The sequence below is a fragment of the Actinomadura sp. ATCC 39365 genome (assembly GCF_054392275.1).
On sequence record NZ_CP184335.1, the window covers coordinates 6,742,738 to 6,755,134 of the forward strand.

The window sequence follows — 12,397 nt, forward strand, 5'->3', positions numbered from 1 at the left end:
CCTGGGGGGAACGTGAGAGGATGTCACGTTAGAACATGACAGGTCGTTATGTTAAGACTTGTTCGTGGAGAACCCCGGCATCCGGCGCCGACCGGTCCAGAGGCGCAGCATCGACAGGGTCGAACGCATCCTCGACGCCTGCGCCCGCCTGCTGGACGAGGTCGGTCTGGACGCCCTCACGATCTCCGACGTCGCCAGGAGCGCCGGCGTGCCCTCCGGCACGATCTACCAGTTCTTCGACGGCAAGCCGGGCATGCTGCGCGAGCTGGCGCTGCGCAACCTGGAGGTCCTGCTGGCCCGGCTGCGCGCCAGGGTCGCCGAGGAGCCGCCGCTGACCTGGCCGCGGGCGGCGGAGCTGGTGCTGGCCGAGACGGTGGAGATGCGCCGGAGCGTGCCGGGCTTCACCGTGGTCGACTTCGCCGACACCCGGCCGGGCGGGCCGTCGTTCCTGCCCGCCGGGCGGGTGCGGGAGAGCGGGGACGTGCTGGCCGAGCGGCTCTACCACTTCGCGCTGGAGGAGGCGGGGCTGCCGGCGCTGCCGGATCCGTACCGGGTGATGCGGCTGGCGATCCAGTCCACGGCGGCGGTGCTGTACCTGACGTTCTCCGCGACGCCGCAGGGTGATCCGGCCATGATCGAGCAAGGACGCAGGCTGCTGCGGGCCTACTTCGTGGACGTGGCCTCAGAAACATTCCGGTAACAAGGATTGACCGTTCAAAACCGGACGAACTACCGTCTTCCACATTCTATAGAAAGCAGAATGCAGGAGGCGGTGCATGGACGCGACGGCACGCGCGGCGATCGTCACCGACGTCGCGGGAGCGGTGAAGGTGCGCGAGTACGGCCTGCCGCAGCCCGGTCCGGGGCAGTTCGTCTTGGAGGTCGAGCTGTGCGGCATGTGCGGCACGGACGCCCACATCTACCGGGGGCGGCTGGCCAGCGTGCGTTTCCCCGCGCTGCTCGGGCACGAGATCGTCGGCCGGCTGGCCGCGCTCGGCGACGGCGTCGCGACCGACCACGCGGGCCGGCCGGTGGCCGTCGGCGACCGGGTCGGCGTCTTCCCGTCGCTGAGCTGCGGCCGGTGCTTCGAGTGCCAGGTGCGCCGCAGGCCGGGAAGCTGCCCGGACCGGCGGCCGTCCTACGGGTTCGCCTCCCCCGCCGACCGGCCGCCGTACCTGACCGGCGGCTTCGCCACCCACCTGTACGCCTCGAACGCGGGAACGGTGTTCTACCGGACCGATCTGCCCGCCGAGGTCGCCGTGCTGCAGGAGCCGCTGTCGGTGGCCCTGCACGGTGTGGAACGTTCCGCGATCCGGATCGGCTCCACCGTCGTGGTCCAGGGGGTCGGCGCCATCGGCCTGATGGCCGTGGTCGCCGCCCGCGCGGCCGGAGCGGCCAAGGTGGTCGCCGTCGGCGCGCCGGGCGCCCGCCTGGAACTGGCCGCGCTGCTCGGCGCGGACACCGTCGTCGACCTCGGCGAAGGACCCGCCGGGCGCCGCCGGGCGGTGTTCGACGCGCTGGGACGCGCGGGCGCCGACGCCGTCATCGGCACCGCGGGCTCGCCCGAGGCGTTCACCGAGGCGCTCGGCCTGGTCGCCGACGGCGGCGTGCTGGCCGAGCTGGGCAACTTCACCGATCGCGGCACCGTCCCCTTCAATCCCTACAGCGACCTGCTGAAGCGGGACCTCACGATCGCCGGCGTCTACGGCGCCGGCCCCGACATGCAGCGCCGCTACCACCAGGCGCTGACGATCCTGGAACGCGGCGGCAGCCCCTTCGAGCGCGTGGTCAGCCACCGCGTGCCGCTCGGCCGGGTCCGCGAGGCGCTCGAGGCCCTGGGCTCGGGCCATCCGCTGGACGGCCGGGACGTCGTCAAGCTCGCCGTCGACCCCTCCGCCTGAAATCCCCCATTCCCCTCCGGGAGGACACCAGTGTTGAACAACACCCGGCTCGTCACGGCCGCGGCCGTGCTCGCGCTCAGCGTCGCCGCCTGCGGCTCGCCGTCGCAGGAGGTCGCGGCCGACGGCGGCGGCCTCGGCACGGCGCAGGCCCCGGTGTCGATCCGCGTGATCGCCAACGACGCGTTCGCCAAGCAGTGGCAGGACAAGCTCGTGCCGGAGTTCGCCAAGAAGTATCCCGGCATCAAGGTCACCGTGGACGGCGTCCCCTACAACGACCAGCTCCCCAAGACGATGCTGGAGCTGACCGGCACCACCGCCACCTACGACGTGGTGCTCGCCGACGACCCCTGGCTGCCGCAGCTCGCCAAGACCGGCGCCCTGTACGACCTCAAGGGCCCCGAGCTGGCCAAGTGGAACGACCCCGGCTACGACTGGGCCGACTTCAACCCCTCGCCGCTGGCCGCCGGGGAGTGGGAGGGCAAGCAGTACGCCGTGCCCGTGCGCTCCAACCTGCTGCTGATGTTCTACAACAAGTCGCTGTACAAGAAGGCCGGCGTGGCCGAGCCGACCGCGCGGACGACCTGGGAGCAGTACTTCAAGGACGCCCCCAAGCTGGTCCAGGACACCGACGGCGACGGCAGGACCGACTCCTGGGCCGTGGGCACGTACTTCACCAAGGACCCGCTCACCCCCACCGTGTGGCAGACCGTGCTCAACTCCGACGGCGGCAAGATCCTGGACGGCACGAAGGTCGCCTTCGGCGGCCCCGCGGGCGTCAAGGCCCTGCAGACGCAGGTGGACCTGCTCAGGTACGCGCCGCCCGGGGCGAGCACGTACCAGTTCAACGAGCCGCTGGAGGCCTTCAGGCAGGGCAAGACGGCCACCATGTTCATGTGGGGCAGCGTCTACAAGGGCACCGCCGTGGACAAGGAGACCACCACCCTGACCCCCGAGCAGGTGGGCATCACCACCCTGCCCGCCGGATCGACGGCGCCGGGCGCCCACCGCGGCATCTGGACGGCGGGCATCTCCAAGAAGTCCACGCACCCGGCCGCCGCCTGGACCTGGCTGCAGTGGGTGACCTCCAAGGCGGGCGAGCAGTTCACCGGCAAGGCGTTCGGCACCTTCCCCGCCCGTGACTCCAGCCTCGACGGCACGCCGCCGGCCGAGTGGGCCGGCCCGGTCTACAAGGCGCTCAAGGACGGCTACGAGGTCGTCTCCAAGGGCGAGATGTGGCGGCCCAGGCTGCCCGAGTCCGACGCCGTGCAGCAGATCCTGGCGCTGCAGACGAGCCGGGCCATGTCCGGGCAGGCCACCGCGCAGCAGGCGATCGACCAGGCCGCCAAGGAGATCGGCGACCTGCTGAAGTCCAAGGGCTACAACCAGTGAGGCGTGCCCGACTGGGAGAGCCGGGCACGGCCTGGCTCTTCCTGGCCCCCGCCCTGCTGCTGCTGGCGGGCATGCTGCTCTACCCGATCCTCTACACGGCCTGGGTGAGCGTGTCCGACTTCGACCTGGCCTCCTTCCAGCCGTCGGGATGGGTCGGCCGGCGCCACTACGAGGCCGTGCTGCGCGATCCGGGCTTCCTGGACTCGCTCAGGGTCACCGGCGTCTACCTGGTGATCGCGCTGCCGCTGCAGATGGTGCTCGGGTTCGCCATCGCGTTCCTGCTCAACGTCGCCTGGCGGGGGCGGGGCGTGCTGCGCGCCCTGTTCCTCATCCCGATGGTGGTGGCCCCGGTGGTCGCCGGCGGCGTGTGGCGGATGTTGCTCGACCCGCTGTGGGGCGTGGTCAACTACGCCCTCGGCCTGGTCGGCGTCGGGCCCGTCGAGTGGATCGGCGACCCGACGCTGGCCATGGTCAGCCTGATCGTCATCGACACCTGGCGCTGGACGCCGTTCGTGGTGCTCATCGCCTCGGCCGGGATCATGGCGCTGCCCGGCGACGTGTACGAGGCCGCCCGCTCCGACGGCGCCGGCCGCTGGGCGATCCTGCGGCGCATCACGCTGCCGCTGCTGGTGCCGGTGATGGCCGCCGCGTTCGTGGTGCGCTGGCTGGGCGCGGTCAAGATGTTCGACATCGCACTGGCCGCCACCAGGGGCGGGCCGGGCAACTCGACCAACGTCATCAACCTCTACATCTACGAGAAGGGGTTCAGGAGCCTGGAGTTCGGCTCGGCCTCCTCGATGGCGACGATCGTCCTGCTCCTGACGATGCTGATCACTTTTGTCCTGTTCCGCGTGACCCGGCGTCTGGAGAACCGATGGTGAGACGGTACGCGGCCGTCACCGGGGCCGTCCTGGTGACGCTGGCCTTCCTGTTCCCCGTGCTCTACATGGTCTCGATCTCGTTCAAGCTGCCCAGGGACATCTTCACGGTGCCGCCGCGGTGGCTGAGCGAGTTCACCCTCGACAACTACGTCAGCTACTTCCAGCAGGCGCGCATCCTGCCCCGCATGGTCAACACGGTCATCGTGGCGGCGGGCGCCTCGGCCATCTCCATGGTCGCCGGCTCGATGGCCGGGTACGCGCTGTCGCGGCTGCGGATGCGCGGCGCTGGCGTGGTGGGCGGGCTGATCCTGGCCTCGCGCGCGGTGCCGCCGATCGCGCTGGTGGTGCCGCTGTTCCTGGTGGCCAGGAAGCTGGGGCTGACCGACCAGTACATCACCGTGATCCTGGCGTACGTGACCTTCCTGGTGCCGTACGTGGTGTGGCTGATGCGGGCGTTCTTCCGCGGGCTGCCCAAGGAGCTGGAGGAGGCGGCGATGATCGACGGCTGCTCGCGGTTCGGGGCGTTCTTCCGGATCATCGTGCCGACGAGCCTGACCGGGCTGGTCTCGACGTTGATCTTCTGCATCATCCTGGCCTGGGAGGAGCTGCTGTTCGCGCTGATCCTCACCAACGACCGGGCGGTCACCATCCCCGTCGCCATCGCCGGGATCGCGGCCGACACCGAGAAGGGCGGGATGTGGGGGCCGCTGGCCGCGGTCGGCGTGCTGACCGTGCTGCCCGTGGTGGTCTTCGCGCTGCTGGTGCAGAAGTACCTGATCAAGGGTCTCGCGGACGGCGCGACCAAGGGGTGAGGAGCCGATGAGGATCACAGACGTCCGCGCGCGGGTCATCGAGCTGCCCTATCCCCGGCCGTTCGTGCCGTCGTGGGCCCCGGAGGGCGCGCACCGGGCGATGTCGGCGGTCATCGTCGAGGTCGAGACCGACGAGGGCACCGTCGGGGTGTCCGGCGGCGACATGGGCCACGGCACCGGGCCGATGCTGCTGGAGGCGATCCGCGGCTGGATCCGCCCGCAGCTCGTCGGCCTGGACGCCTTCGACACCACGCACGTCGCCAACCGGCTGCGGTACGTGGCCGAGTACGTCTTCCCCCGGCCGTGGGTCGTCGGCGTCGCCGTGTGGGACGCCGTCGGCAAGGCCTGCGGGCAGCCGCTGTACAAGCTCTGGGGCGGGCACTCGGGAGCTGTCCGCGCGTACGCGAGCTTCGGCGAGCTCCGCGACCCGCGGCAGCGGGCCGAGGACGCCCTGGCCGCCGTCGAACGGGGTTTCCAGGGGATCAAGCTGCGGGTGCACGCGGCCACCGTCGCCGAGGACGTGCGGCAGGTCGCCGCCGTGCGCGAGGCGGTCGGCCCCGACGTGGCGATCATGGTGGACGCCAACCAGGCGGCCGCCCGCTGGCGCTACTCCCCCGACGGCACCCGCCTGATCTGGGACTTCGAGCGCGCCCTCACCACCGCCAGAGAGCTGGCCGGGCTCGGCGTGGCGTGGCTGGAGGAGCCGCTGCCCCGGCACGACTACCGCGCCCTGTGCGAGCTGACCGCGGCCTCGCCGATCCCGATCGCGGGCTGCGAGCACAACCGGGGCATCGGCCAGCTCGTGCGCATGCTGGAGGATGGTTGCTTCGACATCTTTCAGCCCGACGCGAACGAGAGCGAGGAGATCGGCGCGCTGCGCGACTTCGGCGCCATGGCCGCCGCCCGGCAGCGCAAGGTCATCCCGCACGCCTGGGCCACCGGGCTCGGCGTGGCGGGCAACCTGCAACTTTGCGCCTCGCTGCCGAACTGCGACTGGCTGGAGTACCCCTACGATCCGCCGGTGATCGTCCCGGAGGTGTTCCACGCCATGCTGACCGAACCGCTGCTGCCCGACTCCCGCGGTCTCGTCGCCGTTCCGACGGGGCCCGGAATCGGTGTAGAGCTGGACCACGCGGCGATCGAGCCGCTCACCGTCCAGCGGGTCTGAAGGGCTCCTCAACCATGGCCGAATCGCGTTCCCCCTTCCGCACCAAGGCGGATCTTGCGGCGGAGCACATCAAACATCTGATCATGAGCGGCGAGGCGCCTCCCGGCACGAAGATCACCACCAGGGTGGTGGCCGAGGCCGTGGGCATCAGCGAGACGCCCGTGCGCGAGGCGATCAAGCAGCTCTGCTCGGAGGACTGGCTGGTCGAGCGCCCGCACGTCGGCGCCGTCGTCGCCGAGCTCACGGTGGCCAACGTGCGCGAGCTCTACAGCGTCCGGGCCGCGCTCACCGCGCTGGCGCTGGAGCTGGGCGGCGTGCCGCTGGAGGGCGCGCGGCTGGCCGAGGTCGACGCGGTGCTCGCCGAGTGCGAGACCGCCGTCGCCCGCGAGGACGTCGCCGCCTTCGCCCGCCTCAACCGGCGCTTCCACTCCCTGCTGTGCGACACCGAGCACAGCAAGCTCACCCACCGCATGCTGCAGAGCCTGTGGGCCCGCACGGAGACCGCCCAGCGCGGCTTCCGCCTGGTGCCCTGGCGGCTGCCCAAGTCGCACGCCGAGCACATCGCCATCAGGAACGCCCTGGTCGCGGGCGACATCCCGCTGGCGGGCAGGCTGCAGCACGCGCACGAGATGGCCGCCATGAAGGCCCTCATCGAAGGAATCCAGGAGACACATGGCTGACACCCGAAGGGCTCTCGTCGGAGCCGCATGGCAGGAGGCCGACCAGACCTTCACCGTCCGCTCCCCCGCCACCGGCGAGCCGCTGGCGCAGGTCGCCGACTGCGGCCCCGAGCTGGCCACGCAGGCCGTCGACGCGGCCGCGGCGGCGCTGCCCGGCTGGCGGGCCATGCCCGCGCACGAGCGCGCCGGCCTCATGCGGGCCGCCGCCGGCGAGCTGACCGCGCGGGCGGACCGGATCGCCGCGATCATGACGGCCGAGCAGGGCAAGCCGCTCGCCGAGGCGACCGGCGAGGTGCTCTCGGGCGCCGACCACCTGCTGTGGGCCGCCGAGGAGACCCGCCGCCTGTACGGCGAGACCGTGCCCGGCGCGCACGAGGGCAACCGCATCTGGCTGCTGCCCGAGCCGGTCGGCGTGGTCGCGGGCATCACCCCGTGGAACTTCCCGGTCTCGATGATCACCCGCAAGCTCGGCCCGGCGCTGGCCGCCGGCTGCACGGTCGTGCTCAAGCCGGCCGAGCAGACCCCGCTGTCGGCGATCGCGGTGGCCGAGGCGTTCGTCGCGGCCGGGCTGCCGCCGGGCGTGTTCAACCTGGTCACCACGTCCCGGCCGGCCGAATTCGGCCAGGCGGTGATGACCGACCCGCGGGTGCGCAAGGTGTCCTTCACCGGCTCCACCGAGGTCGGCCGCGAGCTGATCAGGCAGAGCGCCCACGACGTCAAGCGGCTCAGCGTCGAGCTGGGCGGGCACGCGCCCGTGCTGGTCTTCCCCGACGCCGACCCGGTCGCCGCCGCCCGCGCGGTGGCCCGCAGCAAGTTCCTCAACGCCGGGCAGGCCTGCACCTCGCCCAACCGCATCTTCGTCCACTCCTCGCTGGCCGCCGCCTTCACCGGCGAGCTGGTGCGGCAGGCGCGGGCGGCCGAGCTGGGCCCGCTCATCGACGAGGCGGCCGTGGCCAAGGTGAGCAGGCACGTCGAGGACGCCGTCGCGAAGGGCGCGGCCGTCCTGACCGGCGGGCGGCGTCCCGAGGGGGCGGGCACGTACTACCCGGCGACCGTGCTGGGCGGGGTGAGCGAGGACATGCTGGTCTGCCGCGAGGAGACGTTCGGGCCGGTCGCGCCGGTGCTGGCGTTCGACGACTGCGACGAGGTCGTCGAACGCGCCAACGCCACCCCGTACGGGCTGACCGCCTACGTGTGGACCAACGACCTGACCAGGACCCTGCGGGTGGCCGAGGAGCTGCAGTTCGGCATGGTCACCGTCAACGGCGGCCCGCTGGCGCCGCCACAGGCGCCGTTCGGCGGGGTCAAGAGCAGCGGCTACGGGCGCGAGGGCGGCCACCACGGGGTGGCCGACTACCTGGAGTACAAGTACCTCAGCGTGGGGCTGGGACGATGACGGAGAGCACGATGAAGACGAGCCCGCGCGCGGTCGCAGAGCGCGAGATCACCCGCCGGGTCGACCTGTGCCTGCCCGACGGCCGGCTCAACCCGGCCGCGGTCGGCTGGAGCCGCACCCCGCTCCACCGCGCCAACATCCGCGGCTGGGGCCGCACGATGCGCTGGGACTACTGGTGCGTCACCAGCCCCGGCCACGTGTTCGCCTTCAGCGCCAGCAGCCTCGACTACCTGGCCGGCGAGTCGGCGTTCTTCCTCGACCGGCGCACCGGCGAGCAGGTCTCCAGCCGGGGCCTGCTCGTCCCGGCCAGGGGCGTGTCCTTCTCCGAGCGCGGCGGCGAGGGCAGCGTGCGCATCGGCGCCGGCCCGGTCCGCATCAGCGTCGACGAGACCGCCGACGGCACCCGGCTGCGGCTGAAGTCCGCCGAGATCGCCGCCGACGTGCTGGTGCGCCGGGTGCCGGGCCGCGAGAGCCTGTCGGTCGTGGTGCCCTGGGGCCCCCGCCGCTTCCAGTACACGGTCAAGGACGTCGGCCGGCCCGCCGAGGGCACCGTGCGCGTGGGCGGGCAGACCTACGAGTTCGACCCCGCCGACGCCCTGGCCACGCTCGACCTCGGGCGCGGGCGCTGGCCCGGCGACATCCGCTGGAACTGGGGCGCCGCCGCCGGACGGCCCGGCGGCCGCGACGTCGCCCTTCAGATCGGCGGCAAGTGGACCGACGGCACCGGCAGCGTGGAGAACGGCCTCATCCTCGACGGCCGCCTGCACAAGATCAGCGAGGAGCTGGTCTGGCGGTACGACACCACCGACTGGCGCGCGCCCTGGCACATCGTGGGCGAGCGCGTGGACCTGGAGTTCGTCCCCGAGCACGTGCGCGAGGCCGACGTGCGGCGCGCGTTCTACATGCGCAGCCAGGAGGCCCAGGCGTTCGGCCACTACCGCGGCACGGTCGTCGCCGACGACGGCGAGAGCGTGACGGTCGACGGCCTGTACGGCTGGGCCGAGGAGGTCTACCGGCGCTGGTAGCGGCGTCAGGCGTCGCGGTCGTCGCGGATGACCTCGCCGTGGATGACCTCGCCGTGCACGACCTTGCCGCCCTGAGGGGCCCGGTCCACGCCGGGCGCCGACGGGAACAGGTTCGCGTACGGCGAGGCCGCCGCCACCCGCTTGACCCGCCGGTCGAAGAACCACGACGCCAGCCGCCGCATCAGCGGCCGGGTGAAGGGCAGCACGAAGACGAAGCCGACGACGTCGGTGAAGAAGCCCGGGATCATCAGCAGCGCGCCGCCGGCCAGCACCAGGCCACCGTCGGCCAGCTCGCGGTCGGGCACCCGGCCCTCCGACAACGCCGCCTGCAGACGCCGCCAGACCCGGCGGCCCTCGCGGCGCACCAGCCAGGCGCCCACCAGGCTGCCCGCGACGAGCAGGCCGACGGTCGGCCATCCGCCGATCATCGATCCGACCTGGATCAGCAGCCAGACCTCCAGCACCGGGACGCCCAGCAAGGCCAGGAACAGCAGCAGCCGCATCGTTTCCTCGATTCCGCGCACACGTACATCAGGAACAACGTCCGGCGGGCCGCGCGCGTTCCTGGACGCGGATCCTCGCGCCGGTCAGCCGCGGGTGCGGCGCAGACGGCGGGGCAGACCGGTGACGCCCCACATGCCGATGCGCCACAACGCCTCGGACATGACCTTGCCGTTCATCTTGCTCTTGCCGACCGTGCGCTCGACGAACGTGATCGGCACCTCCACCACCCGCAGGCCGTGCCTGGACGTGCGGAGCGTGAGGTCGACCTGGAAGCAGTAGCCCTGCGACTCGACCCCGGCCAGGCCCACCTTCTCCAGCGTGGAGGCCCGGTAGGCGCGGAAGCCGGCGGTGGCGTCGCGCACCGGCAGGCCGAGCATCACCCGGGTGTAGATGTTGGCGCCCTTGGACAGCAGCTCGCGCCGGTGGGGCCAGTTGACCACCTTGCCGCCGGGCACGTAGCGCGAGCCGATCGCCAGGTCGGCGCCGTCGGCCAGGGCCTGCAGCAGCTTGGGCAGCTCTTCTGGCTGGTGTGAGCCGTCGGCGTCCATCTCGACCAGCACGTCGTAGCCCTCGCTCAGGCCCCAGCGGAACCCGGCGATGTAGGCCGCGCCGAGCCCCTGCTTGCCCGGCCGGTGCAGCACGTGGACGTGCTCGTCGGCCTCGGCCAGGCCGTCGGCGACCTCGCCGGTGCCGTCGGGGCTGTTGTCGTCGGCCACCAGCACGTGGGCCTCCGGCAGGGCGGCGCGCAACCGCTCGACGATGGCGGGCAGGTTGTCGCGCTCGTTGTAGGTCGGGACGACGACGAGCACCCGGCCGACAGTCTCCATCATGAGCCGTTCCCCATTCGGTCGCCTCGCCTGCCGCGCCGTGCGGCGACTCCGACAGCCACCGCTCCCATCAACATCAATGCCCATTCAGGAAGCTCGCCCACCTTTGTGGCGATCGTTTCCTGGGTGCGTACGGGCACCTTGACCACGTTCATGTCGGGGACAAGTTCACGGGTCTGCCAGGAGACCTTACCGTCAGGCGTGACATATGCGGAGATCCCGGTCGTGGCGGCCGTGACGACGGCCCTGTTGTGCTCGACGGCGCGCAGCTTGGACATCGCGAGCTGCTGCGGCGGCAGGTTGGACAGCGCGTAGCTGGCGTTGTTGGTCTGCACCACCAGCGGGGTGCCGCCGGCGCGCACGGTGCCGCGCACGGTGTCGTCGTAGGCCACCTCGTAGCAGTTGACCGCGCCGATCGTGACCGGGCCGAGCTTCAGGTCGCCCGGCTTCGTGCCCGCGACCGACTGCCGGCCGACCAGGTTGGCCCGCTCCCACAGGGCCAGCACGATCTCCTTGAACGGCGTGTACTCCCCGAACGGCACCAGGTGCTGCTTGTCGTAGTAGGCGCCGGGACCGGTCACCGGGTCCCACACCAGGCTGCGCGTGGCGCGGTGCTCGTCGCCGATGGCCACGACGGCGCCGACCAGGGTGGGGACGCCGACGTACTTGACCGACTCGTCGATGACCTGGCGGGCGAAGGCGCTGGTGTAGGGGTCGATGTCGGTGGAGTTCTCGGGCAGGACGACGATGTCGGGCCTCGGCAGGGCCCCGGCGCGCACGGCGTCGGCCAGGCGCTTGGTCTCCTCGGCGTGGTTGCGCAGGACGACGGCCGGCTCGTCGCCGAGCGGGTGCATGCCCCGCCCCGGAACGTTGCCCTGCACGATGCCGACGTTGATCGAGCGGCCCTCGTCGCCCGGCCTCGGCAGGACGAGCGTGAGCAGCGGCACGGCCAGCGCCACGGCCGCCGGGACGGCCCTGCGCACGACCTTGTTCACGCCCTTGTTCACGGTGGCGGCAGGGCGCACCAGGACGGCGTGGGCCAGCAGGGCGCCGCACAGCGTGACGGCGAAGGACACCAGCGGCGCGCCGCCCAGCGCGGCGTAGGAGGTGAACAGCGACTCGCCCTGACTGAAGGCCACCCGCGCCCACGGGAAGCCGCCGACGGGCACCAGACCGCGGGCCCACTCCATCATCACCCACAGCGCGCCGAACCACAGCGGCCACAGCCGCAGCCGGAACACCAGGGCCGCCAGGGCGGCCATGACGGCGTAGAACACGCTCTCGGTGGCCACCAGCATGACCCAGACGTCGTCGCCGATCGTGCGCACCCAGGCCAGGGCGGGGAACAGGAACACGGCGGCACCCAGATAACCCAGCCACGCGGCGCGCCGGGGACGGGCGCGGTAGAGGGCGGCGACGATCAGCCCGATGCCGACCGGCGCGCACAACCACCAGTCGAGCGGCGGGAAGGCGGTGAAGAGCAGCAGCCCGCCGGCGACCACGGCCACGACCCGCGCGGCCAGGACCCACCGGCCCTCGCCCTCGGCGCGAACACCGTCGCCCTCACCCGAGGAGGCGGCTGTGTCGGCGGCTGTGGCGTCCGCCTCGGGAGCCGGTTCGCGCCCGGGGACGGGCGGAACGCTCGTCTTGTCCTGAACCACGCCGGGTCTCCTCGCAAAATCGCACGCCTGCTTGCGAAAACGCTACCGCCCCGGGGCCGCGCTCAAGCCAGCGGCGCACACCTAGATCGAAAACGGCCGCTCGCAGGCGGCCGGCTGGGTGATCCCGTTCGGGACGGGATCACCCGGCGCGAT

12 protein-coding genes are annotated in these 12,397 nt (G+C 72.1%); 9 read left to right on the forward strand and 3 right to left on the reverse strand.

Translation table 11 applies throughout. The features are described 5' to 3' along the window. Positions 1-64 precede the first annotated feature (64 nt). From ACNF49_RS33030 to ACNF49_RS33070, 9 genes are all read left to right on the forward strand, one after another. Positions 65-700: a TetR/AcrR family transcriptional regulator gene (locus ACNF49_RS33030; protein ID WP_352324949.1), complete on the forward strand. Its 636-nt coding sequence runs from the start codon at positions 65-67 to the stop codon at positions 698-700. Positions 701-776: 76 nt separating this feature from the next. Then, positions 777-1,901, forward strand: coding sequence for a zinc-binding dehydrogenase (locus ACNF49_RS33035; protein WP_357975704.1), 1,125 nt, complete (start codon positions 777-779; stop codon positions 1,899-1,901). A gap of 30 nt (positions 1,902-1,931) precedes the next feature. After that, positions 1,932-3,290: an ABC transporter substrate-binding protein gene (locus ACNF49_RS33040; RefSeq protein WP_357975701.1), complete on the forward strand. Its 1,359-nt coding sequence runs from the start codon at positions 1,932-1,934 to the stop codon at positions 3,288-3,290. Continuing rightward, positions 3,287-4,171, forward strand: a complete 885-nt coding sequence (locus ACNF49_RS33045) for a carbohydrate ABC transporter permease (RefSeq protein WP_482940023.1) — start codon at positions 3,287-3,289, stop codon at positions 4,169-4,171. The genes ACNF49_RS33040 and ACNF49_RS33045 overlap by 4 nt, the downstream gene beginning before the upstream one ends. Then, on the forward strand, positions 4,165-4,983 hold the full coding sequence (locus ACNF49_RS33050) for a carbohydrate ABC transporter permease (protein ID WP_352324937.1): 819 nt from the start codon (positions 4,165-4,167) through the stop codon (positions 4,981-4,983). The genes ACNF49_RS33045 and ACNF49_RS33050 overlap by 7 nt, the downstream gene beginning before the upstream one ends. 7 nt (positions 4,984-4,990) lie before the next feature. Then, on the forward strand, positions 4,991-6,151 hold the full coding sequence (locus ACNF49_RS33055; protein WP_482940024.1) for a mandelate racemase/muconate lactonizing enzyme family protein: 1,161 nt from the start codon (positions 4,991-4,993) through the stop codon (positions 6,149-6,151). Between the two features lie 14 nt (positions 6,152-6,165). Beyond that, positions 6,166-6,831: a GntR family transcriptional regulator gene (locus tag ACNF49_RS33060; protein WP_357791147.1), complete on the forward strand. Its 666-nt coding sequence runs from the start codon at positions 6,166-6,168 to the stop codon at positions 6,829-6,831. Next, positions 6,824-8,227, forward strand: a complete 1,404-nt coding sequence (locus ACNF49_RS33065; RefSeq protein ID WP_357975689.1) for an NAD-dependent succinate-semialdehyde dehydrogenase — start codon at positions 6,824-6,826, stop codon at positions 8,225-8,227. The genes ACNF49_RS33060 and ACNF49_RS33065 overlap by 8 nt, the downstream gene beginning before the upstream one ends. Before the next feature lie 11 nt (positions 8,228-8,238). Continuing rightward, positions 8,239-9,252: a DUF2804 domain-containing protein gene (locus ACNF49_RS33070; RefSeq protein ID WP_357975686.1), complete on the forward strand. Its 1,014-nt coding sequence runs from the start codon at positions 8,239-8,241 to the stop codon at positions 9,250-9,252. 5 nt (positions 9,253-9,257) lie between these two features. On the opposite strand, the gene ACNF49_RS33075 is transcribed toward ACNF49_RS33070, so the two are convergent. The 3 genes from ACNF49_RS33075 to lnt all read right to left on the reverse strand — a co-directional run bounded on the left by ACNF49_RS33075 (position 9,258) and on the right by lnt (position 12,244). Beyond that, a complete protein-coding gene (locus ACNF49_RS33075; RefSeq protein ID WP_482940025.1) occupies positions 9,258-9,755 on the reverse strand; it encodes an FxsA family protein in 498 nt (165 codons plus the stop codon). Positions 9,756-9,839: 84 nt separating this feature from the next. After that, complete coding sequence (locus ACNF49_RS33080) at positions 9,840-10,586, reverse strand: polyprenol monophosphomannose synthase (RefSeq protein ID WP_357975680.1); 747 nt, start codon at positions 10,584-10,586, stop codon at positions 9,840-9,842. Beyond that, positions 10,583-12,244 carry an apolipoprotein N-acyltransferase gene (gene lnt / locus ACNF49_RS33085; protein ID WP_482940026.1) on the reverse strand — a complete coding sequence of 554 codons (1,662 nt, stop codon included), beginning with the start codon at positions 12,242-12,244 and terminating at the stop codon, positions 10,583-10,585. The genes ACNF49_RS33080 and lnt overlap by 4 nt, the downstream gene beginning before the upstream one ends. Positions 12,245-12,397: the final 153 nt, after the last annotated feature.

Bases quoted from the DNA above. Each gene is read 5' to 3' on its own strand.
- ACNF49_RS33055 (WP_482940024.1), top strand. From the start codon at position 4,991: ATGAGGATCACAGACGTCCGCGCGCGGGTCATCGAGCTGCCCTATCCC.
- ACNF49_RS33060 (WP_357791147.1), top strand. From the start codon at position 6,166: ATGGCCGAATCGCGTTCCCCCTTCCGCACCAAGGCGGATCTTGCGGCG.
- ACNF49_RS33050 (WP_352324937.1), top strand. From the start codon at position 4,165: ATGGTGAGACGGTACGCGGCCGTCACCGGGGCCGTCCTGGTGACGCTG.
- ACNF49_RS33075 (WP_482940025.1), bottom strand. From the start codon at position 9,755: ATGCGGCTGCTGCTGTTCCTGGCCTTGCTGGGCGTCCCGGTGCTGGAG.
- ACNF49_RS33070 (WP_357975686.1), top strand. From the start codon at position 8,239: ATGAAGACGAGCCCGCGCGCGGTCGCAGAGCGCGAGATCACCCGCCGG.
- ACNF49_RS33065 (WP_357975689.1), top strand. From the start codon at position 6,824: ATGGCTGACACCCGAAGGGCTCTCGTCGGAGCCGCATGGCAGGAGGCC.
- ACNF49_RS33035 (WP_357975704.1), top strand. From the start codon at position 777: ATGGACGCGACGGCACGCGCGGCGATCGTCACCGACGTCGCGGGAGCG.
- ACNF49_RS33080 (WP_357975680.1), bottom strand. From the start codon at position 10,586: ATGATGGAGACTGTCGGCCGGGTGCTCGTCGTCGTCCCGACCTACAAC.